This is a genomic window from Streptomyces sp. bgisy027, from assembly GCF_057710365.1.
Map to the genome: position 1 here is coordinate 241,845 of NZ_JBYIVZ010000008.1, position 23,228 is coordinate 265,072.

Genomic DNA, 23,228 nt, shown 5'->3' on the forward strand with positions numbered 1-23,228 from the left:
GCGACCCGCCTTCCCCGTGCCGCGGGCGGTTGCCGGTTCATACGCAAGCGGCCACGGCCCCGTTCACCCCGTACACCGATTCGCCGCACGGATCCCGGGCAGATACCAGTCGTGGTCATCCCCGTCCATGACGTGAACCCGGTGCGCCGCACCCCTTGGGTGACATACGCGCTGATCGCCGCGAACGTCCTCGTCTTCCTGTCCACGCCCGGCATAGCCGGCTCCGTGTCCGGTGAGAGCAGCCTGGCCCAGATGTGCCGGCTGCACGCGTTCCTGGACCACTACGCGGCCGTGCCGCGGGAGTTGATCCACGATCAGCTGCCCGGCGTCGTCCCCACCGGCGAGGTGGCCGCGGGCCCGAACGGTCCCGGCTGTGTGATCGGCCCGCCGGGCTACGACAAGTCCCCCGCCCTGTCGGTCTTCACCGCGATGTTCCTGCACGGCAGCTGGCTGCACCTGCTGGGCAACATGCTCTTCCTGCTGATCTTCGGCAACAACATCGAGGACCGCATGGGTCACGTGCGGTACTTCCTTTTCTACGTCGTCTGCGGCTACGCGGCTGGCTACGGCTTCGCGTACCTCAACGCCGACTCGGCCGATCCGCTGATCGGCGCCTCCGGGGCCGTCGCGGGTGTCCTGGGCGCCTATCTCGTGCTGTACCCGAGAGCCAGGGTGTGGGTCCTGGTGCCGTTCCTGATCTTCCTGCCGCTGCGGCTGCCCGCCTGGCTGGTGCTCGGGTTCTGGTTCGTGCTCCAGGCCGTGTACTCGTCCGGCGAGGCCGTCTCCGAGGCGGGCACGGTGGCGTACGCGGCCCACATCGTCGGCTTCCTCGCGGGCATGCTGCTCGCCTGGCCGCTCAAGCCGGGGACACCGCCGCCGCCGGAGCCGCGGGGTCTGCTGTTCGGCAGACGGGCCCGGCCGGGCTGGTGAGAACCGCGAAGAAACCCGGCCGGACCCCGGCCGACGCAACTCGGTGCCCCCTGGACACGGCATTGAACGAGTGTTTAGCATGTTGTACATGCGTTCAACCCTGGATGACCGGACCACTCGGGCGGTGATCCGCGACGAGGCGCTGCGGCTGTTCGCCGCCCGTGGACCGGAATCGGTGACGGTTCGCCAGATCGCCGAGGCCGCGGGCGTGTCGGCGGGACTCGTGGTGCATCACTTCGGTTCGAAGGACGGTCTGCGCCAGGAGGTCGACAGGCATGTCCTGGCCGTGTTCGAGGCGATGCTGCGCGAACTGACCGACGAGGGCGGGGCTCAGCTCCTCGACCCCGGTACCGGAGCGAGTTCCCTCAGCGAGGCGTTCACCCGCCACCTCCCCGCCGGTTCCCCGCTGCCCGGCTACCTGCGCCGGCTGCTGCTGTCCGACACCGACGTCGGCAGGCAGCTCTTCCAGCGCCTGTTCGACCTCGGTCAAGCCGCGCTGAACCGCCTGGCGGCAGCCGGCCTGGCCGCACCCGGCCGGGAGCCGGCAGTCCGCGCGGCCTTCCTGCTCGCCAACGACCTGGCCGTCTTCCTCCTGCGCGACCGGCTCGCCGAAGTCCTGGGCACCGACCCCCTGTCGGCCGACGGCGTCGCCCGCTGGGCGCCCGAGATGCTCAGCATCTACGCGGGCGGGCTGAACGCATCACCGCAAGGAGACGCATTCGAGAAGGGCTAGGAAACCTCCATGCCGGCCGGATCCACAAGCGCACCCTCACCGGTGCTCCAGGCCAACGACGTCCACAAGTCCTACGGAAAACACCACGTCCTGCGCGGCGCCGACCTCACCGTCAGCTCCGGGCAACTCGTCGCCGTCGTCGGGGAGAACGGCGCCGGAAAGTCCACCCTGCTCAGGATTCTGGCGGGCACCCTCCCCGTGGACCGCGGCGAGGTGTCCCTGTCCGGGACGCTCGGCTACTGTCCGCAGAACCCCGTGCTCAACGCCGCCCTGACCGTCGAGCAGCATCTGCGCTACTTCGCCGCCGCCCACCGGCTGCCCGACCTGCGCCGCGGCCACGAACTCGTGAGCCTCCTCGGCTACGAGCGCTACGCACAGACCGCCGTAGAGGAGCTCTCCGGCGGCACCCGGCAGAAGCTGAACCTCACCCTCTCCCTCCTGCACGACCCGGACGTCCTGCTCCTGGACGAGCCCTACCAGGGCTTCGACTGGGAGACCTACCTGCGCTTCTGGACCCTGGTCGAGGACCTGCGCACCCGCGGCAAGGCCGTCGTGATCATCACCCATCTCGTGTTCGAACAGAACCGCTTCGACCTGCTCGCCGATCTCGCCGACGGCCGCGTCACGCCCCGCACCACGGCCGAGGAGGACCACCATGTCGGCGCCTGACACGACCGGACTGCGAGCCCTGTACGGGCAGTTCCCCACCGCGCTGCGCTTCTCGGTGCTCGACCAGACCCGCAACCGGCTCGCCGGACTGCTGCTCGTCCTGTTCGTGCCCGTCTGGTACCTGCTCATGGACGCCCTGGCCTCCGGCGAGGTACTGGAGTTCAAGCTGTACGCGACCGGCCGGATCCTGCATGTCGACGGCGGCCACCTCACCCTGATCTCGGCGGGCCTCAACTCCGTCACGATGATCGCCGGGTTCGTCGTCTTCGACGCCGTCCGCAAAGCCCTCGCCTTCGACCGGCGGCTCGTCTTCGCCGGCTACCGGCAGTCCACCCTGCTGGGCGCCAAGACCCTGGCCATCGCCGTGGTCGCCGCCGCGATCGCCCTCTACACCGCGCTCGCGATCCTCTTGTTCTGGCGGCCGGCGGTGGGCGGCTGGTTCGCCGTGCTCGCCGGGTACACCGTCATCGCCCTCACCTACGGAGCCCTCGGCCTGCTCCTCGGCGTGCTGGTCAAGCGCGATCTGGAGGGCTTCTTCCTCATCATCATGGGCGGGCTGATGGACACCTTCCTGCAGAACCCGCTGGGCAACCCGCTCGCCAACAAGCCCGTCCTGCAGTGGTTCCCGTCCTTCGGCCCCATGCAGTTCGCGGCCGGCGGCTCATTCGGCCGGTCCGCGCTGTGGGGCCACCTCGCCCTCGGACTGGTGTGGGCCGCCTCGTTCAGCGCCGTGGGTCTGGTGATCTTCCGCATCAGGACCCGCAGCCGCAACCGCCCCGCCGGGCGGTACTCCGCGCGCGGCACCGCCCCAGACCTCAAGCCCACGCACAACTCTCCGCCAGGAAGGTGACCATGACGCCGCACCAGAGCACGCCCCAGCGCCCTCAACCTCCCACCGGATGGAGGCGTCTGGCGTTCCGGCTCCCCATCCGCCTGTACCGTGCCGGGCTGGGGCCCCTGCTCGGCAAGCGCTTCCTGCTGCTGCACCACACCGGTCGCAAGTCCGGCCGCCGACGCCAGGTTGTACTGGAGGTGGTGTCCTACGACCGGCAGACGGACACCTGGATTGTCGCCTCGGGCTTCGGCCCGAAGTCCGACTGGTACCAGAACCTGCGCCATCGGCCGGAGGCTGTCATCCAGTTCGGCAGACGACGCTTCCGCGTCACGGCTCACTTCCTGTCGCCGGAGGAAGGCGCCGACGTCATGGCCGACTACGCCCGTCGGCACCCACGCGCCGCCCGCCGCCTGTCCTCACTCATGGGTTTTCCCACGGACGGCGGCGAGGCCGCCTACCGGCGCATCGGAGAGGCGACCCCGTTCGTACGGCTCAAGGGCACGCCTGTGCCTTCCTCACCCTGACCAGAGCGAACCTCGTTCGCGCACCATCTCGGTCAGCGTTTCCTGGATGGTGTCGCGGACCTCGTCCGAGAGCTTGTGGACGAACATCGGATCCTCCAGCGTCTGCGGGGAGTAGTGGTCGGTCCGGACCGGTTCGCCGAACCGGATCGTCCACTTGGTCGGCAGGGGGAGGGCGCCCAACGGGCCGAGCAGGGGGAACGCGGGCGTGATCGGGAAGTAGGGGAGGCCGAGGCGCCGGGCCAGCGGGCGGGCGTCCGCGATCATCGGGTAGATCTCCTCGGCACCCACGATGGAGCAGGGCACGAGGGGGCTCCCGGTGCGCAGCGCGACGGCCGCGAAGCCGCCCCGGCCGAAGCGGCGCAGCCGGTACCTCTCGGCGAACGGCTTGCCCAGCCCCTTGTAGCCCTCGGGCATGACGCCGACCAGTTCGCCGCGCTCCAACAGCCGCAGTGCGCCGTCCATGCAGGCGACGGTGTGACCGGCCCTGCGGGCCAGCGTTCGCAGTACCGGCAGCTGGAAGACCAGGTCGGCGGCGAGCAGCCGCAGTGCCCGGTGCGCGCGATGATGGTCGCGCAGGGCGATCTGCAGCATGAGCGCGTCCAGCGGCAGGGTTCCGGAGTGGTTGGCCACGATGAGGGCGCCGCCCTTGTCCGGTACGTTGTCCAGGCCCTCCACATCGACGCGGAAGTACTTGCCGTACAGCTGCCGGAGAGGCGCCAGCAGGACGTCGTCGGTGAGTTCGGGATCGTAGCCGAAGTCGTCCACGCTCTGCTCGTCGGTGAGACAGCGGTCGAGGAGGTCGCGCCCCCGGGCCAGGGCGAGCATGCCCTGGGCGACCGTCTCCAGGAACAACTCCCGTGGGCTCACCCGGTCCTGCGGAGACTGACCCTCTCTTGGGCCTGCCTCGTCCATACGCCTCTCCTCCCGCTTGCGATGTGCGTGTCACGGACAGCCGGTGGCGTGTTCCGCCGTGAGCGCGAAGGCTGCGCACGCGGCGCGGTCCCCCGTCTCCGGGGAACCGCGCCGCCGGCGCTCTCAGTAGACGAACGGCACCAGCTTGGCGGTCTTCTCGGAGTACTCCTGGAAGGCGTCGCCGTATCGCTCGGCCAGGTACTTGTCGAGCATGGGGATGTTCACGAAGGCGAACATGCACGCCATGATCGCCGGGATGACGAAGGCCCACGGACTGCCCGTCACCAGCGCGAAGCCGGTGAAGAGCACGACGTCACCGAAGTAGTTGATGTGCATGGAGTACTTGAACAAGCCCTCCGTGTACAGCTTTCCCTTGTGCTCCGGCACCTGCTTCCACAGCTTGCGCTGGTACTCCGAGCCGGTGTTGAGGTACGACCCGACGAGGTAGAGCACGACGCCGAGCCAGGCGAGTGCTCCCACGGAGGCGGCGTTGGTGCCGCCCAGGTAGGCCATGGTGCCGTGGATGATGACGACCCAGACGCCCACGGTCGCGGCCTCGGACCACTCCATGCTGCGTTTGAGCATGACGAAGGTCGTGGCGATGAACCGGAGCAGGTAGATCGCCGACAGGGCGAGAAGGAGTCCGCGACGGAGCAGCTCGGCGTGGTCGAAGTCAGCGCCGAACCAGTCGGCCACGGTGTCCGTGCCACCGAAGAGGAACCAGGCGGCCAGCACCACGGCCGCGGTGTTGCACGTGGTCACCAGGGTCTTCGGACCGGTCGACGTGTCGTACCCGCCGTACATCTCTCACGCTCGCTTTCTGTTGGGGTGGGGGTCCTACGACCGGGCCTTGGCCAGCTTGCCGCTGCGGCTGCCCGGTTCGGCGGTGCGCCTTCCGCGGGCGCCGTTCGTTGCCTTGGAACCGTTGCCGCCGGCCGCGGCCTGGGGGTCGCCCGGCTCGCTGACCGGGGCGTTCGAGTGGGCCGCGGCCTCCGCCTTGAGGCGGTCGCGCAGCTGGAGGAACTTGGCGTTCATCTCGTCGACCGCGATGAGCTTGTTCACACCGCGTTCGCTCACCCTGGGCTCCTGACGGAGCATGATGCCCACGTCCTGCGGGTCCTGGACGAGCCTTTCCATGAGCAGCGATGCTCGCAGCACCCACGGCCGCAGCTGCTTGACCGGCACCATGGTCCGCAGCCTCGGGTACTCGTACAGCCGCATGATCGCCAGGGTGTTCTCGTCGTCGATGGGGGTGAGCCAGGTGGTGATCTCCAGGAGCCCGGTCTTCACGTGCGTCAGTCCCGGTGCCTGGTAGATGAGGTTGAAGTGGGAGCTGTTCTCCGGGTTGGCCTCCTCGCACTGGTCGAAGGTGGAGCGGATGGTGGTCCCGTCGACCTCGACCTTGTGATTCACGATGGTGTTGGCGGCGAGGTAGCGGTCGCGGCCGTCCATCCACAGGTTGCGCGCGGTGCCGTACATGAAGGTGTAGTCGATGTTGTTCGTCCAGTGATCCCGGTGCACGAAGGTCACGTGGTAGAACTCGAGCAGGCTCTCGACGTAGCGCGTGTAGTGGATGGGCCGGGTCCACGAAATGGTCTCGTACGGCCTGGGATTGCTGACGAGTTCGGTCGGCAGTTCGATCGCCGGAAGTTCCTCCCGCTGCTCTCCCCACCACAGCCAGACCAGGCCGTGCTCTTCACGCACCGGGTAGGTCCGCAACTTGAGCGAGGCGGGTATGCGCGCCCCGGCGCCGAGGGCGGGCACCACCTTGCAGGTGCCCTCGGCGCTGAAGCGGAAGCCGTGGTAGGGGCACTCGACGGTGTTGCCCTTGAGCCGGCCGTCGGCGATGTTGGCGCCTTTGTGGGGACAGCGCGCCGTCTGGCACACGAGGTTGCCGTCGAGGTCGCGCCACAGGACGAGTTCCTCGCCCATCCGGCGCACCCCGGTCGGTTTGTCGCGCTTGATGTCACCGGTCTGCAGGATCGGGTACCACTGGTTGGGGATCATCCGGCTGTCTTCCTCTCGTCACCCGCACCGTGCTGAACCGGGCGCGGTGTACTGGCGGATGGGCGGCACCGGCTCAGCCTTCGACGACCTCGACGACACCGGTGTCGCCGTCGACCATGACCATGTCGCCCGTGTTGATGCGCTGCGTGGCGTACTTGGTGTTGACCACCGACGGCACGTTGAACTCCCGCGACACGATCGAGCTGTGGGAGAGCATCGATCCGATATCGGTGACCACACCGCCGGCGATGGCGAAGAGCGGCGTCCAGGAGGCGTCCGTGTAACGGGTGACCAAGATCTCCCCCGGCTGGAACTCGTCCGCCTGCCAGACCAGGTCCTCCACGATGCGGGCCCGTCCGACGATCCGCCCCGGACTGGAGCCCAGTCCCGCAAGGCGCGTCCCGTCGGCCGCGGGCCGCACCGACCGGGTCGGGTCGTACTCTCCGACGAACGTCAGGGGCGGCTCGGGCAGCCGGTTGTGGTAGTCGTGCGCGCGCCGACGCTTCTCCAGCTCCGCGCGGGGGAACGCCTCGCGGGCCGTGCCCGTACCGGCCAGGTAGGTCCGGACGTCCTCGAAGTCGAGGTGGGCGACCTCGTCCAGGGAGTGCAGGACGCCCTCCGTGTGCAGCCTGCGCCCGACCTCGTACACCACGTTCCGGACCAGCCAGATCGACGTGATCATCGACATGCGCGTGGTCTCGCGCAGCTCGCTGCACAGGGAGTACATCGCGATGACCGTCTCCAGCGTCTTGCGCTGGGGCATCGGCAGCTTCTCCAGCGCCGCCCGGGCGTCGCCCTCCGCCCGGGCCCGGCTGCGCCCCATGAGGTCGTCGGCGGAGAGACCGTCGGCGGCGTAGCGGCGGATCATCTGGAAGATGTACGAGGGGTCGTCGATCCAGCGCGGATGGGTGAGTTCCATCTCCTGTCGGCCGCGGGTGCCGTTGGCCCGCAGGAACGGTTCCATCTCGGCATTCCAGAACGCGTGGCCCTCCTCGTCGTCGCGCAGCCGCTGCCCGATCTGTTCCAGCGGCGCCTCGTCGATGATCTTCATGACCCGCGGCCGGGCCCTGGCGGCCCGGGCCACCTTCCAGATCTCCTGGGCGGACGCCACGGTCCGCAGGCTGGACATGTCGGTCTTGAGGCGGTTCTGCAGGTTGTCGCCTTCGGCCCCGAGCCACTTCCGGCACAGCTCCGTCAGGACTCCGTAGAAGCCGAACGCGTTGATGTAGTAGGGCATGTAGCCCACGTGTGCGTCGTGGAAGAAGTCGAGGTAGCGGATGAGCTCGGCGTTGAGCTCGCGGCGGCTCATCCGGGCGAGGTCCAGTCGCCGTGCGCGGTCGAACTCGTAGAGCCGGGTGGCGACCATCTCCTCGGCGCGGTGCCTCATGGTCAGCATCTCGGTGGCCGTCGACTGCACCCAGTGCAGCGTGGACAGGAGGTCGTCGATGCCGCCGGGGAACGTGCCGAAGGGGTTCTCGTAGGTGGAGAGGTCTGCCTCCTCGCTGACGAAGCGGCTGGTGAAGTGGCGCTGGTCGCGGGTGGGCAGGCACTGGCCCAGCAGATAGGCGGTGTAGGAGATGTTCAGATAGACATGGCCCTGGAGGTAACCCATGTGCAGGTCGACGTCACCGGTGTCGCGGACGCCGAGAGCGGCGGCGCAGTCGCGGTGCACGTGCCGCTGGTAGTAGCGGGCGAAGCTCAGGCCCAGCGGTGACATCAGGCCGACGAAGATCTCACCGATGTCCATCCTGGACCAGAGCGTGCCCTGCCGCGCCGCGTCCGGCTGCGGTGCGACGTAGGGGCTGCGCTTCTCCTCGGTCGCGTTCTCCCGGGGCCGGGTGGTGATCGGCCTGGTCTGCAGCAGGTACAGCGTGCCGTCCCGCAGGGCCCACTCGATGTCCTGCTCGGTGCCGTAGCGGGCCCGGACATCGAGGGCGAGCCGGGCGAGCGCCGTGAGCTGCTCGCGGGTGAGGCAGGGGGTGTCGCGGTCGGCGGCATCGACCTTGGTCATGCCGATGGTGCCGGGGGTCACGGAGGCGCACTTGGTCACCTTGTAGCGGACGCGCTCCTCGACCAACTCCAGCGTGCGGTCGTCGACGGCGAAGAAGTCGCTGGAGACCCGCCCGGACACCAGGCCCTCCCCCAGACCGCAACAGGCCTCCACGACGATCCGGTTGGGCTGTGCGCCGACCGGATCGACGGTGAACAGCACACCGCTGACGTCGGCATGGATCATCTCCTGTACGACCACGGCGATCGAACCCGCGGAGCCGCTGTCCCGGTAGGCCGCGGCGCGGTCGGACCAGAGCGAGGCCCAGCAGGTCTTGACCGCCCTCAGCAGCGCCTGGTCACCCGAGACGTCCAGAACGGTGTCGTGCTGCCCGGCGAAGGACCGGTCGGCGGAGTCCTCCCGGCAGGCGGACGACCGGACGGCGACCCGCGGCCGCCCCAGCTCCTCGTAGGCGGCCAGGACGGTCCGGGCGACGGACTCGGGTATCTCCCGCTCGACGATCAGTTCACGGATGGTCCGGCTGTCCGCGCCGCGTGCCTCGGCTGCGCGGACCTCGGCCGCCAGACCGGTCTCGCGCAGGAAGAGGTCGAACAGGCCGGTGCTCAGACAGAAGGCGGGCGGGACCGGAAGGCCGGCTTCGATCATCTCGCCGAGCCTGGTGGCCTTGCCCCCGGCGGTCTCGACGGTGGCACCGGTGTGACCGAGGGTGATCACCAGGTCCGCGTGCGGCGCCTGCGCGGCCGGGGCCGGGGTGCTGTCGGTTCGGGTTTCCATGAATATTTCTCCTGGCCTGTCAGGCGCCGTGGACGGGAGAGTTGGTGCCGACGAAGGCACGGAAGGGCTGCCCGGGGACGATCCGCGTGGCCCGCACGCCGGTGAAGCCCGCCTTCTCCATCTGGCAGACCAGCTCGTCCGCTCGGGGCAGGGGGCCGCCGAAGTCGGCGTACGTGAACCACAGGTTGAGCACGTCGAGGCCGAGGTTGCCGCCGCCCTGACACGAGGTGGTCAGCAGGATCCGGCCACCGGGGGCGAGGAGGGACCGAGCTCGTTCGAGCGCCTCGACGCGTTCGGTCTCGGGGAAGTAGTAGATGTTGTTGTGGAGGGTGACCAGGTCGAACTGGGGCTGCAGGTCCAGCGTGCGCAGGTCCCCCTGGCGGGTCTCCACACGCTCGGTGAGGCCCCATGCGGCCATGTTGCCGGCGGCACGCGCGGCGACTTCCTCCTGAAGGTCGACGGCGACGGCGGTCAGCCGGGGGTTCGACTCGGCGGCGTAGCGCACGTAGGCGCCCGTCCCGCAGCCGATCTCCAGCAGTCGGACCGGGCCGTCGCGGTCGAGCGTACGGTCGATGGCCGCCTGGACCATGGAGCGCAGCGCCAGGGAGGAGCGTGCGATGACGGTTCCGTCCTGGTCCTGAAGGGAGAAGCGGCGGCCGGCGGAGAGCATGCGGGGCGCGTCCAGCAGCACGGGCACATGGAAGCGCAGGATCTCCTCGAGGGCTGCGGCGACGGCGTCGTTCCCGGGCTGGGCCAGGAGCCTGGCCGTGGGGCTCTTGATCCTGTAGCAGCCCTCGCGCCGGCCCAGCTCGCCGAGCCGGACGCCGGTTTCGAGCCAGGCCCGCAGCCGGGGACGGTCGTCGTCGGGAATGTCCAGGTACTCGGCGAGGCTCTCCAGGTCGCACGGGCGTACGGCCAGGCACCGCAGGACGCCCGAGCCCGCGGCGGAGGCCAGGAACGCCGCCCGGTACAGCGGGTTGACCAGGGCGGTCGACAGTGTCAGCAGCACCGGGTTGCGCGGGTCCGTGACGATCTTCGCCACGGTCAGCGCGTCCGTGAGCGGTTCCTCCACGCGGTGCTTGACGTTCCTGGCCAGGCTCAGCAGGTCCATGAGGGTTCCCTCTTCGCAGTGGGGAGTCGGTCGGGCGCGTCCGGGGCCGGCCGGCCCGGCTCGTCGGTGAGCCGGTCGAGTTCGCTCCGTATCCCGCGCAGGAGTGACGGCCGCGAGAGGCCGTTGAGGAAGAAGTGGTCGCCCTCCAGGTGGTGGTGGAGGAGGGAGCCGCTGGTGTACGACCGCCACGCCTCCACGGAGGGTCGCGGCGCGATGGGGTCACGGGTCGCGGAGAACGCCGTCATGGGGCAGTCCAGCGGGACCCGCGGAAGCCAGCGGTACTCCTCGCACACGGTCAGGTCGGCGCGCAGCACCGGCAGGCGCCGGTCCAGGTAGGCGCTGCCGATGGTGTGGTCGTCGCCGAGGCCGCCGAGGGCGCGGACCAGTTGCCGCAGGTCCGCGTCGGACAGTGTCCGGTCGTCACGGTCACCGTAGAGGTGGGGCGCCCTGCTCCCGGACACGAAGAGGTGCCGGGGGGCGCTGTGTCCGCGCTCGCGCAGCTCGCAGGCGGCCTCGTAGGCGAGAAGCGCGCCCATGCTGTGGCCGAACAGGGCGTAGTCATGGGTGAGTCCGGCCTGGACCAGCGCATCGGCGAGGTCGTGGACCAGCGGCCGCACGGCCGAGTAGGGCCGCTCGCGCATCCGCAGTCCGCGCCCGGGCAGCAGGACGGGGACGACCTGCACGCCCGCTCCCAGCCGGGCGTCCCAGCCGCGGTACACGGAGGGGGTGCCGCCCGCGTAGGGGAAGCAGATCAGTCGCAGGGGCGCGGCCTGAGCCGCGCCGACGGGTGTGAGCCCCGGGAACCAGCCGACGGCGGGTGGCCGCGGAGCCGTGACGGGCCCCGGCGGCCGGTCGGTGATGGGCACGTGGATCCTCGCAGTCCTCGGTCGTCGCTGTTCGTGGGTCTTCGGAGGTGCAGGCGCTCGCCGCGGTCGTTCTCAGCGAGGGAGGTGCTTGCGGCCCTCGGGCGAGTTCAGCCAGGCCAGGGTGAGGTCCATGCCCTCCTGGAAGCCGACCTCGCTCTTGAAGCCGAAGTCGTCGCGGGCACGGTCGATGGCGTAGGACTGGTCCCGGTCGAAGAGATGGACGGCGTGCCGGGTGAGGACCGGGCGGGCCCTGACGCCCAGGGCGCCGTAGATCCGCTCGGACGCCGTGGCCACGCCGCGCGCCAGCGGCGTCGGCAGGCTGAAGGCCGGCGGCCGCACCCCCAGGCCGTGGGCCAGTGCCTCCACGTACTCGCGCCAGGTCGTCAGATCGGGGTCGCGCAGGTTGTACGCCCGGCCGGCCGCGGTCTCGGAGGTGCAGGCGGCGATCATGCCGTCGACGAGGTTGCCCACGTAGACGAGTCCGGCCGGTACGTCACCCCGGCGGATGTAGACCATCTGCCTGGTCAGCAGGAGGGTCGCGATCTCGATCACGAAGTCCTTGCTGCGCGGCCCGTAGACCGAGACCGGCCGCACGACGGTCAGGGGCAGTCCGGCTCGCTCGGCCGTCTCCCGCACGGCGCGCTCGCCGAGCACCTTGCTGCGGTTGTACGGCAGCCCGATGTCCCGCGGCTGCGCGGACTCGTCGCAGGGCCTGGCCGGGTAGCCGTAGACGTCGGTGGTACTGACATGCAGGAAGCGTTCGACGGTTCCCGCGTGGTGCGCCGCCTCGACGAGGCGGCGGCTGCCGTCGACGTTGATGCTCCGGAACTCCTCCCAGGGGCCCCAGTCCGCGGACATTCCGGTGCAGTTGTAGACGTGCCGTACACCGGCCGTGGCATGGCGCAGGCTGTCGGGGTCGCCGAGGTCACCGGTGGCGATCTCGACGTCGACGCCGTCGAAGGCGGAGCGGTCGCTGCCGTCGCGGACCAGCACCCGTACGCGATGGCCGTGTTCGGCCAGCCGCCGGGCCAGGTGTCCTCCGATGAAGCCGCTCGCGCCCGCGACCAGCACGTCCGCGCCGGAGTCGGGCACAGGGACATGCGGGTGTTGCGGAGCGGCCTGCGGCGGGGCTTCGGACGCGGCCGCACCGAGTGCGGTCCGCTCCGCCGCCCCGGCGGCCGTGGGTGGCTTCTCGGTCGCGTGGTCTGCCATGGCACGCCCCAGGATGTCGAGGGAATGTTCCAGGTCTTCTTCGCTGTGGTCGGCATTGATGAAGAAGCGCAGGCGGCACTCGTCGCGGGCGACGGCGGGGTAGCCGATGGGCATCACGTTCACACCCCGCTGAAGCAGGGTGTTGGACAGCGCCATCGTCTTCTCCCAGTCGCCGACGATGACGGGGATCACCGCGGACGCGCGGGAGACGCCGATGTCGAGGCCGCGGGCCCGGGCCTCGTCGCGGAAGTGCTCGGCCAGGCGCCGTACCCGGGCCACCCGCTGCGGATCGTCCCTGACGACCCGGATCGCCTCCAGGGCCGCGGCCGTGTTCGCCGGCGAGATTCCCGTGCTGAAGATGTGCAGGGGCGCGGTGAACCTGAGGTACTCGATGAGCGGGCCGCGGGCGGCGATGTAGCCGCCGAGGCTGCCGAGGGCCTTGCTGAGCGTGCCCATCCACAGGTCGACGTCGCGGCGGTCGATGCCGAAGTACTCGCCGATGCCCCGGCCCGTGCGGCCCAGTACACCGATGGAGTGGGCCTCGTCGATCATCAGCATCGCGCCGTGGCGCCGCTTGACCTCGATGAAGCGGAGCAGGTCGGGGATGTCGCCGTCCTGGCTGTAGGCGCCCTCGATGAGCACCAGTGCCCGGCGGTGCTGCGCGCGCAGTGAACCCAGCATCGAGTCCAGGGCCCGCCAGTCGTTGTGCGGGAACGGCCTGCGCCGCGCTCCGGACAGGATGGAGCCGCGTACGGCACTGTCGTGGATCCACTCGTCGTGCAGAACCAGGTCCTCGGGGCCGAGGATGTGACCGACCGTCGCCACGTTGGTGGCATGGCCCCCGGCGAAGACGATCGCGTCCTCCGTGCCGAGGAAGGAGGCGATCTCGGCATCCAGTTCGTGGTGCAGCGGCGTCTCACCGAACAGCAGCGGCGTCGCCGAACTGGACGTGCCGTATTGGTCGATGGCCTCCTGCGCCGCCTTGCGCACGCGCGGGTGGTGGGACAGCGCGAGGTAGTTGAAGGACGCGAAGTTCAGCACGGTACGGCCGTCGACGGTGGCGCGCCCCGCGTTGTGCCCCTCGTGGACACGGCCGTACGGGTTGGCGCCGCTCGACCTGGCCTGGCGCAGCCTGCCCTGCAGCTCCGCGAACTCGGGCCACTCCTCGAACTCCCGCTCCTGCCGGACCGCGCGGGCCGGACGGTCCGTCGCAGTGGGCCCGGTCATGGGCTCAAGGCGGGGTTCGGGCGAGGGTTCACCGTTCGCGACGGCCGGTGCCGCCGCCGGGCCCAGCAGGTCCGCCAGCTCCCGGACGCTGGGGTCCTCGGACAGCGTCTCGCGGAGCTCCAGGCATCCGGGGTACTGGCGGGCCAGCCCCCGCTCCAGTTCGGTGCGCATCAGCGAGTCGAAGCCGAGGTCCCTGCCCAGGCGCGCGTCGAGGGAGATCTGGTCGACAGGGAAGGCGCACACCCGTGCGACGTGTTCGAGGATCACCCGGCGCGTGTCGGGGTCGCCGTCCGGCGCGGCCACCACCGGCGCGGGGGTGTACGCGGCCGCGGCGGCGGGCTCGTGGTCGCCTTCGACGGTGTCGCGGCGCTCGTGGAGCGCGACCGAGCCGGTCGCGTCGGTCGCGGGATTCCGCATCTCCGGCTCCTCCTGCGCGGGCGACGTGAACCAGTACGACTGCCGTTCGAAGACCGTGTGCGGTACGGGCACGCGCGCTCGCCGGTGACCCTCGTCGAGCGCCGCCCAGTCCACCTCGCCGCCGGCGCAGTGCAGGCGGCCGAGCGACTGCAGGAGGGTCTCCCGGTCGGAGCTGCCCGCCGGACCGCCCCTGCGCAGCGAGGGAAGCCACAGCATCGGGTTCTCGCGGTCCGGGGATGTCGTCGTGCGCGCCAGATTGAGCAGGGTGGGGTGCGGGCCGATCTCGACGAACGCGTCACAGCCCAGCCGGCGCAACGTGGCGAATCCGTCGGCGAAGCGGACCGTGCCGAGCATGTGCTCCGCGAGGTCGTCGGCGCCTATGCGTCCGGTGATCTGCTCACCGGTGCCGTCGAAGATCCACGGAATGTTCGGCTCCGCGAACCTCATGGCACGGGCCGCCTCCCGCAGCGGTCCCGCCGCACCGGTCATCAGCGCGGAGTGGAAGGCGTGTGAGACGGCCAGCGGCCGAACCACGACGGTCCGGTTCCGCAGCAGGGACCGGGCTTCGTCGATCTCCTCCCGGGCCCCGGAGAGGACCAGGTGGCCGGGAGCGTTGACGGCGGCCACCGAGACGGAGGCGAAGGCGTCGGCCACCGAGCGGATCACGTCCGCGGCTCCGACACACGCGATCATGGCACCTTCGCCCGGCTGTTCGTCCATGTGCCGACCGCGTACGGCCGCCAGTGTCAGGGCGTCCGCCAGCGACATCACACCGGCCACGCACGCGGCGCCGTACGCCCCGATGCTGTGGCCGAGCAGCGCGGCCGGCCGCACGCCCAGCGACATCCACACCTTTGCCAGGGCCACCTCCAGTGCCACCAGGGCGGGTTGGCAGTAGCGGGTGGAGCGCAGCCGGGTCTCGCCGCCGTCGGCGAAGAGCAGCTCCGGCAGCGGCACGTCGAGGTGGGGACGCAACACGCCGTCCGCGCGGTCGATGGTGCGGGCGAAGCCGCCGTGGGTGTCGTAGAGCCCCTTGCCCATGCCGCTGTACTGGGTGCCCTGACCGCTGAAGAGGAAGGCCGCCTTCGGCGCCGGGCCGGAACGGAGCCGGTCGCGGACCACGGCGGTCGACGCCTCGCCGCGGACCAGGGCGTCGAGTGCGGCATCCAGTGCCTCGGCGGAGCCGCCGGTGACGACGGCCCGGTGGCCGAGGCGGGGGCGGCCCGTGTTCGCCGTGTGGCACAGGTCGGCGATGTCCGCGTCCGGGCGGGCAGCCAGGTGGGTGCGCCACTTCTGGGCCAGCGCGGTGAGTGCCGTCGGTGTGTGGGCCGAGAGGCACAGCGCGTGCACCGGGTGCTTCGGCGCGGGCGTCTCGTCCCGGGCCGGCTCGGGGGCCGCTTCGAGAATCAGGTGCGCGTTGGCGCCGCCGAACCCGAAGGAGCTGACGGCGGCCCGTGCCGGGGTCCCTTCGGGAAGGCTCGTGAGCCGCGTCGGCACGTCGAGCGCCGCGCCGCGCACCAGATGGCGGTTCGGGGTGCTCAGGTGCAGGGTCGGTGGTACCTGGCGGTGGCGCACGACGTGGGCCGCCTTGATCAGGCCGGCGATGCCCGCGGCTGCTTCCAGGTGACCGATGTTGGTCTTGACGGAGCCGATGAGGCAGGGCCCGCCCGCCGCGCGGCCTCGGCCGTAGACCGCGGCCAGTGCCTCCCACTCGACGGGGTCACCGAGCGCGGTTCCGGTGCCGTGGGCCTCCACGTAGTGGATCTCACCGGGGGGCAGGCCCGCCTGGTCCAAGGCACGTTCACACACCGCTCGTTGCGCCGAACCCTTCGGAGCCGTCATACCGTTGCTCCGGCCGCCGTGTCCCGTCGCCGAGCCCCGGATCACGGCGTGGATCCGGTCGCCGTCGGCCAGCGCGGCGGCCAGGGGCTTCAGCAGGACGAGGCCCGCGCCCTCGCCGCGCGCATAGCCGTCGGCGGAGTCGTCGAAGGCACGGCAACGGCCCTGCGGCGAGAGCATGCCGCCCGCGGCGAACGCCACGGAGAGACCCGGCGCGACCATGAGGTTCACACCACCGGCGAACGCCGCCGTGCACTCCCCGCGGCGCAGGCTGTCGCAGGCGAGGTGCACGGCCAGCAGGGACGAGGAGCAGGCCGTGTCGACGGCGAGGCTCGGCCCGTGCAGGTCCAGCGTGTACGACAGCCTGTTCGCGGCGATGGAGTGGGCGTTGCCGGTGGCGCCGTGGACGTCGATGGCGTCAGGCCGGCTCATCTGCAGTTCGGAGTAGTCGTGGCTGCTGATGCCGACGAAGACGCCGGTGGCGCTGCCGGCCAGCCGGCCCGGGTCGAGGCAGGCGTCGTCCAGGGTCTGCCAGGCGACTTCGAGGAGCAGCCGTTGCTGCGGGTCCGTGCGGATGGCCTCCCGCGCCGACATGCCGAAGAAGGGGGCGTCGAACTCGTCGACGCGGTCGAGGAAGCCGCCGTGGGCCGGCGCGTTCACCCGACCGGCGTCCCAGCGGTCCCGGGGCACCTCGGCGATCGCGTCGCGGCCGTCCACGAGGAGACGCCAGAAACTGTCGGCGTCGGGGGCCCCGGGGAAGCGGCAGCCGACACCGACGATGGCGATGGGCTCGGCGGCGCCGCCGTCCACCGCCGCGCGTGTGACCGGCTCCCGGACCTTGTCGAGGGAGGCGTCCCCTGCCGGAGGCCGCGCGGAGTGCGCGTCACGTGCCGCCGTGGGCACAGGGCCGGCGCCGAGGTGCCGGGCGACGGCGCGCACCGACGGGTGGTCGAAGACCGCGCCGGTGGTGACCTCACGCCCCGTCACCTGGCCGAGTTCGGCCACGATCTCCACGGCCTGCCGCGAATCCAGTCCCAGGGACGCCAGCGGCTTGGTGGCGTCGATCGCCTCCGCCGGCAGTCCCAGACGACCCGCGATGCGCTGGATGAGCCAGCCCTCGATCGCCTCGGCCCCGCGCGGCGCGGTCCGCCGCGCGTCGTCGGCGGACGCGGGGCCGGGCGGCACGGTGTCCGCCCCGGGCCGCTCGCCGAGGAGAAGGGCGATCAACGTGTCGACCCGTGGCCGCACGAGCAGTTCACCGAACGGGATCGCGGTGCCGAGCCGCCGCTCCAGATCGCGCACGGTGGTCAGCAGCGCCGGGTAGTCGAGGTCCAGCTCGGCGAACGTCCAGTCGGTGATGTCCGGGGCGTCGTCCGCCGGGGAGAGACCGGTCAGCGCCGTGGTCACCGAGTCGATCACCAGTCGCCTGCGTCGGCCGTCGGGCAGCGCGGTGAGCGCCCCGCCGCAAGCCGGCGTCCCGGTGTCCCGCGTGACACTGGCCGCGATCGCCGTGAGCGCGAGATCGAGGAAGTCCCGCTTGGACGCCTGGCGTTGGATCTTGCCGCTGGTCGTCTTGCGCACCGTCGACCGCTTGAGCAGGAGGACGGCATGGGGTGTGACGTCGTGCGCCTCGGCGATGGCGGTGCGCAGCCGCGCCAGCAGCGCGGGCGCGTCCGCCACGCGCCGGCCCTCGACCTCGTAGGCGACGACCATCTCCTCGGCGCCGTCCACCTCCACCGAGAACACGGCGCCACCGCCCGTACGCAGACACGCGTCGGTCTGCTCCGCGGTGAGCTCGATGTCGTGCGGGTAGTGATTGCGGCCCTGCACGATGACGACGTCCTTGGTGCGGCCAACGACATACAGGTCGCCGTCGCGCAGGAAGCCGAGGTCGCCGGTGCGCAGACGGGGTGTGTCGTCCTCCCCCTCGATACGGGCCCGGAACGCCTCGTCGGTGGCCTCCGGCCGACGCCAGTAGCCGTGGGCGACGTTGCCGCCGGCGATCCAGATCTCCCCGATCCGGTCCCGCGTCGTGATGCGTCGCCGGGTGCTCGGGTCGACGATCGCGACGTCCACGCCGTCGACGGCCGGGCCGCATCCGACGACCTCGGTCACCCGGCCGTCGTCCGCCCCGGCCACGGGCCGGACCGTGCCGTCGCCCAGGGCCTGGGACGCGAAGCTTCCGACGGTGGGCGCCACGTCGGCCGGCACACCGGTCACCATCAGCGTCGCCTCGGCGAGGCCGTAGCAGGGCAGCAGGGCACTCTCCCGGAAGCCGCAGGACGCGAAGCGGTCGGTGAAGCGCCGCAGGGTGTCGGCGCGCACCGGCTCGGCGCCGTTCAGCGCCAGCCGCCAGTGGCTCAGGTCCAGGCCCTCGCACTGCTCGTCCGTGATCCTCCGGACGCTGTGCTCGAAGCCGAAGTTGGGCGCGACGCTGGTGGAGGCCCGCGTGCGGGACAGTGTCTCCAGCCACAGCAGCGGTTGCCGTACGAAGGACATGGGCGCCATCAGATGCGCGGGGAACCCTCCGTACAGCGGGGTCAGGATGCCGCCGATGAGGCCCATGTCGTGGTACGGCGGCAGCCAGGAGACCATGGCCGAGTCGGCGTCGTGGCCCAGTCGCCGGTGGATCGCGCGGAGGTTGTGCATCAGGTTGTCGTCGCCGACCATGACGCCTTTGGGGGACGACGTCGAGCCCGAGGTGTACTGCAGGAAGGCCGTCGCCTGCCCCGAAGGCCCCGGGGCGCGCCAGTCGTCGGCGTCGGTGGTGTCGAGCCCGTCGGTCACCAGCCAGCGCAGGCCGCTCAGACCGAGCGCGGCGAGCTCGTCGTGCCGGCCGGCCACGAAGCGGGAGATCTCCCCGGTCGTCAGCGCGTGCGTGGCCCTGGCGTCCCTGGCGATCGCGGCGAGCCGGGGCATGGTCTGACCGAACCGCCGGGTGTCGGGCGGGTACGCCGGAACGGCGATGGCTCCCGCGTACAGACAGCCGAGGAAGGCGGCGATGTAGTCGAGCCCCGGCGGGTGGAGCAGCAGAACGGGCTTGCCGGCCAGGTTCTCGCGCTGCAGGAGGACGGCCACCGCCCTGACGCGCAGATCGAGTTCGCGGTAGGTGAGCGACTCGCCGTCGCCGCCGGCGCCGGTGAGGAAGCGGTACGCGAGGGCGTCCGGGCGCTGCTCGCGGTGATGCAGCAGGAGCCCGGCAACTGTCCTCGGTTCCTCGCCCCGGCGGGAAGTGCCACTCGGGCCTTGGTTCATGAGCGTCTCCGTCACTTTCCGGGCAGGGCCCGCGCAGGCCGGGCCGCGCCGGCGGTTTCGCACAGCCGGCGGTAGTCCGTCTTGCCGTTGGCGTTGCGCGGCAGCGACTCGAGGCGGGTTGCCGTCTGCGGGAGCATGTAGCGGGGCAGATACCGCGCGCAGTGCCGCTTGATGGCGATGAGGCCCGGTCCCTGACCGGCGGTCGACAGCGTGTAGTAGAGGGCGATTCGCCGGTCGTCGCTCTGCGTGTCGACGACCACGGCGGCGGAGGAGATGTCCGGGTGCCGCAGCACGGCGGCTTCGATCTCTCCCAGTTCGACGCGGTAGCCGGAGAGTTTCACCATGCGGTCCTTGCGCCCCCGGTAGACGAGTTCGCCCTGTTCGTAGCTGACGAGATCACCGGTGGCATGGCAGCCCTTCCGGTGGTCCGCCGCCGCGGGCTCGCTCTCCCGGCGCCAGTAGCCGGCCGTGACACAGTCGCCTTCCACGACCAGCTCGCCGAAGACGTCCTGCCCGTCGAGCACTCGCCCGTCCTCGTCGACCACGGACACCCGCGCGCCGGTGACCGGTCGGCCGATCGGCACGGGTTCGACGCGTGTCAGGTCCTCGGGGCTGACACGGTGATAGGTGCATACGTTGGTCTCCGTGGGGCCGTACAGGTTGTACAGCTGTGTTCCGGTCGGCAGCAGCTCGGCCAGTGCCCGCAGCTGCCGGATCGGGAAGACCTCTCCGGCGAACAGGACGTACCGCAGGCTGCGTGCGGTCCCGGGTGTGAGGGCTCCGGACGCGGTGAGCAGGTGCAGCACCGACGGCACCGAGTACCACACGGTGACGCCGTGCTCACGGATGCCCGCGGCGAGCGCGCCGGTGTCGCGTGTCCGGTCGTCGGCGACGATCCAGACGCGAGCACCGGCGGACAGCGCCGTGAACAGGTCGAAGGTGGACAGGTCGAAGTTGAAGGAGGCGTGGTTGGCGAAGACGTCGTCCGGGCCCACGAGCAGCTCGGCACGCGCCCACCGGATGAAGTTGGCCAGGTTGCGGTAGCTGATGCGGACGCCCTTGGGCGTGCCTGTCGATCCCGAGGTGTAGAGGATCGAGGCGAGGTCGTCGCGGTCCACGGTGGGCAGGAAGACGATGTGCCGCGCGGCGCCGGCCGCGAAGCCCTCCCAGGTCTCCACGCGGGCGCGGGCGACGCCCGCCGTGGGCAGGGGGCGCGGTGGCCCGTCGGCCGGGCCCTGCGACACGACGACCGTCCTGATCGAGTCCGGCAGTCGGAGGCCGGCCAGCAGCTCCCAGTGGTGGCGGTCGGTGAAGAGAGCCACCGGCTCGCAGTCGGCGAGGATGGTGCGGACCCGGCCCGCCGGCTGGCCGCCGTCGAGGGGAACGTAGGCGCATCCCGCCTGCAGGGCGCCGAGGATCGCCTCGACGTAGCGCGGCTGCTTGTCCATCCAGATCGCCACGCGGTCGCCGACCACGGCATCGATGCCGAGGAGCCCCGAGACCACGGCGGCGACGCCCGCCTGCAGCTCCCCGTAGGTCACGGTCCGCTCCCCCACCAGGGCGGGGCGGGCCGACTCCTCCGGTGCGAGGGACCGCGGCAACCGGATCAACGCCGTGTCGGACTCGCTCGTCGTGTGCGTCATGTCTGCTCCCGTCACCCTTGCCTCATGCCGCCGAGGGCAGCACTCCGACCTCGCGGGCCGACTCGACGAAGATCCCCGCGGCGTTCTCCAGGTCCTCCCGTGTGTGCTCGCAGGTGACGCTGACGCGCAGCCGGGCGTCGCCGAGCGGCACTCCCGGGAAGACCACCGTCTGGCAGTAGAGTCCGCGGGCCCGTACCGCGCGCCCCATCTCCATGGCCTTGCGCTCGTCGCCGATGACGATGGGCAGGATGGCGCTGCGGGTGTTCTCCAGGTCGAAGCCGGCGTCCGCCAACTGGCCGTGCAACAGGCGGATGTTGGCCCACAGACGAGTGATCCGCTCGGGCTCCGACTCGATGACGTCGATCGACGCGATCAGTCCCGCGGCCACTCCGGCCGGGATGTTGGCGGCGAACACGTACGAGTTCGAGTAGAAGCGGAGGTACTCGACGACCTCCTCCTCGCCCACGACGAAGCCGCCCATGCCGGCCAGTGTCTTGCTCATCGTGCCGAGTTCGAGGTCGACCTCACCCTTGAGGCCGAAGTGCTCGGTCGTACCGGAGCCCCGTTCGCCCAGGACGCCGGTGGCATGGGCGTCGTCGATCATGATCCGGGCGTCGTACTCCTTGGCCAGGCGGACGATCTCGGGCAGGTCGCAGATGTCGCCGTGCATGCTGAACACACCGTCGGCCACGATCAGCCGGCCCCCGGACCGGTCGTCGGCACGCTTGAGGATCCGCTCCAGGTCCGCCATGTCGTTGTGCTGGTAGATCTTGCGGATCCCGCCCGAGAGCCGGGCACCGTCGACGATGCTCATGTGGTTGAGCCGGTCGACCACGAGGGTGTCGTAGCTCTTGACGAGCGCGGAGATCGCGCCCAGGTTCGCGGCGTAACCGCCGGGATAGACGATGCAGGCCGGGCGCTGCTTGAAGGCCGCGAGCCGGCGTTCGAGCTCCTTGTGGAGAACGTTGGTGCCGCCGATGAAGCGGGAGCCCGTGTGAGTCGCTCCGTAGGTACGGGTGGCGTCGCAGACCGCCTCGATCACCTTGGGGTGGTTGGCGAGGCCGAGGTAGTTGTTGGAGGCGAACATGAGGAACTCGCGTTCCCTGCCCACGAGTTCGTCGAAGATGACGGCCCGGTTGCCGCACCGGGACCGCAGCGGCATGCCGTACCAGTAGAGCTGTTCGGTCTCGCGCCGCCGCAGGTACGTGCCGAAGCTGCGGGCCTTGGCGAACAGGTCCCGGCTGCGCTCCTCCACGAAGTCCTTCATGGAGCGGCCGTCCCACTCGGGTGGGGCCTCGGTGCGTGCGTCGCCCTGCTGAGACACGGAGAGCGGGGCGGGGGCGAAGGACGGCGCCCGGTCCGCGGACCGGGCGCTCTCGCGGGCGGAGCGCAGCCCGGCGGCGAGTGCGCGCAGCGACGTGACGCCTGCCGGGTCCAAAGAGCCGTCGGCGAGTCCGAGTTCGCGCGCGGCGTCGGTGACGATCGAGGCGAGGACGACGGAGTCGATGCCGAGCTCGCTCTCGAAGTCGGCGTCGACGGGCAGTTGGTGACGCTGGTACTGGGTGTGCCGTTGTGCCGCGGCGACGACCGTCTGCAGCACCGCGTCGCCGTTCTCGCCCGCGCCGGCCCGGCGTCCGGCGGGAGCTGCGTCGTCGGCCCGGCGTCCGGCGGGAGCGGCGTCGCCGCCCAGCGTCTGCTCGACGGCGTCGACGAGCTCGCGGATCGTGGCGGGCCCCGCGGCCAGCGGTGGGCTCAGGGTGAAGTGCTCGTTGACCGACGCCAGGATGGATTCGAGGATCACCGAGTCGATCCCGAGATCCGCCTCGAAATGGCTGTCGGGCAGGAGGTAGGACTCGTCGTACAGCGTGCGAGAGGCGACGATGTCCACGATCTGCCGGTGGACGGCTCCCCCGTGCCGGGTCTCCCCCGCGGTGTTCGTCATCGGACACCCTCCCCCTGACGTCGGAGCCGTTCGACGAGGGACGCGATCGCGTCGACGGTCCGGAAGTTCGCCGGGGAGACCTCCCGCAGCGGAACGGTGATCCGGAAGCGGTCCTGCAGGTAGTGCACGAGATGGAAGATCTCCGCCGAGTCGACGATGTTGAGCTCGGCGAGGGGGACCTGCGCGTCGAGTCCGTCGGCGTCGCCTTCGAGCCAGACCTCGGCGATGTGGTCGATGATTGACTGCTGGGTGCTCATGGTCGTCCTCGGCTGTGTGTCCGGCAGCCCTTGGCCGGGTTGCCACGGGTGGACGGCGGCGCTG

15 protein-coding genes are annotated in these 23,228 nt (G+C 70.9%); 5 read left to right on the top strand and 10 right to left on the bottom strand.

The features are described from left to right. Nucleotides 1–111 precede the first annotated feature (111 nt). From AC3ETA_RS11460 to AC3ETA_RS11480, 5 genes are all read left to right on the top strand, one after another. On the top strand, nucleotides 112–930 hold the full coding sequence (locus AC3ETA_RS11460) for a rhomboid family intramembrane serine protease (RefSeq protein WP_432192728.1): 819 nt from the start codon (nucleotides 112–114) through the stop codon (nucleotides 928–930). Nucleotides 931–1,018: 88 nt separating this feature from the next. Next, on the top strand, nucleotides 1,019–1,663 hold the full coding sequence (locus AC3ETA_RS11465) for a TetR/AcrR family transcriptional regulator (protein WP_432192729.1): 645 nt from the start codon (nucleotides 1,019–1,021) through the stop codon (nucleotides 1,661–1,663). Between the two features lie 9 nt (nucleotides 1,664–1,672). Then, the gene (locus AC3ETA_RS11470; protein WP_432192730.1) at nucleotides 1,673–2,332 is read left to right on the top strand and encodes an ABC transporter ATP-binding protein; all 660 of its coding nucleotides are present in this window, start codon (nucleotides 1,673–1,675) and stop codon (nucleotides 2,330–2,332) included. Then, on the top strand, nucleotides 2,319–3,182 hold the full coding sequence (locus tag AC3ETA_RS11475; protein WP_432192731.1) for a hypothetical protein: 864 nt from the start codon (nucleotides 2,319–2,321) through the stop codon (nucleotides 3,180–3,182). Before AC3ETA_RS11470 ends, AC3ETA_RS11475 begins: the two co-directional genes overlap by 14 nt. Nucleotides 3,183–3,184: 2 nt before the next feature. Beyond that, nucleotides 3,185–3,691 (top strand): nitroreductase family deazaflavin-dependent oxidoreductase, encoded by a 507-nt coding sequence (locus tag AC3ETA_RS11480; protein ID WP_432192732.1) that lies wholly within the window; start codon nucleotides 3,185–3,187, stop codon nucleotides 3,689–3,691. Here the strand turns inward: AC3ETA_RS11480 and AC3ETA_RS11485 are convergent. From AC3ETA_RS11485 to AC3ETA_RS11530, 10 genes are all read right to left on the bottom strand, one after another. Beyond that, the gene (locus tag AC3ETA_RS11485) at nucleotides 3,683–4,516 is read right to left on the bottom strand and encodes a lysophospholipid acyltransferase family protein (protein ID WP_432192746.1); all 834 of its coding nucleotides are present in this window, start codon (nucleotides 4,514–4,516) and stop codon (nucleotides 3,683–3,685) included. The two genes, AC3ETA_RS11480 and AC3ETA_RS11485, sit on opposite strands and share 9 nt — an antisense overlap. A 210-nt stretch (nucleotides 4,517–4,726) precedes the next feature. After that, nucleotides 4,727–5,407, bottom strand: coding sequence for a DUF1295 domain-containing protein (locus AC3ETA_RS11490; RefSeq protein WP_432192733.1), 681 nt, complete (start codon nucleotides 5,405–5,407; stop codon nucleotides 4,727–4,729). A gap of 33 nt (nucleotides 5,408–5,440) precedes the next feature. Continuing rightward, nucleotides 5,441–6,610, bottom strand: a complete 1,170-nt coding sequence (locus AC3ETA_RS11495) for a Rieske 2Fe-2S domain-containing protein (protein WP_432192734.1) — start codon at nucleotides 6,608–6,610, stop codon at nucleotides 5,441–5,443. Nucleotides 6,611–6,683: 73 nt separating this feature from the next. Further along, on the bottom strand, nucleotides 6,684–9,395 hold the full coding sequence (redH, locus tag AC3ETA_RS11500) for an undecylprodigiosin ligase RedH (protein WP_432192735.1): 2,712 nt from the start codon (nucleotides 9,393–9,395) through the stop codon (nucleotides 6,684–6,686). A 19-nt stretch (nucleotides 9,396–9,414) separates the two neighbouring features. Continuing rightward, entirely contained in the window at nucleotides 9,415–10,506 is a 1,092-nt protein-coding gene (locus AC3ETA_RS11505) for an SAM-dependent methyltransferase (RefSeq protein ID WP_432192736.1), read from the bottom strand. Continuing rightward, on the bottom strand, nucleotides 10,494–11,372 hold the full coding sequence (locus AC3ETA_RS11510; RefSeq protein ID WP_432192737.1) for a thioesterase II family protein: 879 nt from the start codon (nucleotides 11,370–11,372) through the stop codon (nucleotides 10,494–10,496). Before AC3ETA_RS11510 ends, AC3ETA_RS11505 begins: the two co-directional genes overlap by 13 nt. A gap of 72 nt (nucleotides 11,373–11,444) precedes the next feature. Then, entirely contained in the window at nucleotides 11,445–19,322 is a 7,878-nt protein-coding gene (locus tag AC3ETA_RS11515) for an aminotransferase class I/II-fold pyridoxal phosphate-dependent enzyme (protein ID WP_432192738.1), read from the bottom strand. A gap of 11 nt (nucleotides 19,323–19,333) precedes the next feature. Next, nucleotides 19,334–20,965 (bottom strand): D-alanine--poly(phosphoribitol) ligase, encoded by a 1,632-nt coding sequence (locus tag AC3ETA_RS11520; RefSeq protein WP_432192739.1) that lies wholly within the window; start codon nucleotides 20,963–20,965, stop codon nucleotides 19,334–19,336. Between the two features lie 22 nt (nucleotides 20,966–20,987). Then, a complete protein-coding gene (locus AC3ETA_RS11525) occupies nucleotides 20,988–22,907 on the bottom strand; it encodes an aminotransferase class I/II-fold pyridoxal phosphate-dependent enzyme (protein ID WP_432192740.1) in 1,920 nt (639 codons plus the stop codon). Further along, a partial coding sequence (locus AC3ETA_RS11530; protein WP_432192741.1) for an acyl carrier protein occupies nucleotides 22,904–23,228 on the bottom strand: 325 nt, incomplete at its 5' end. The genes AC3ETA_RS11530 and AC3ETA_RS11525, both read right to left, overlap by 4 nt.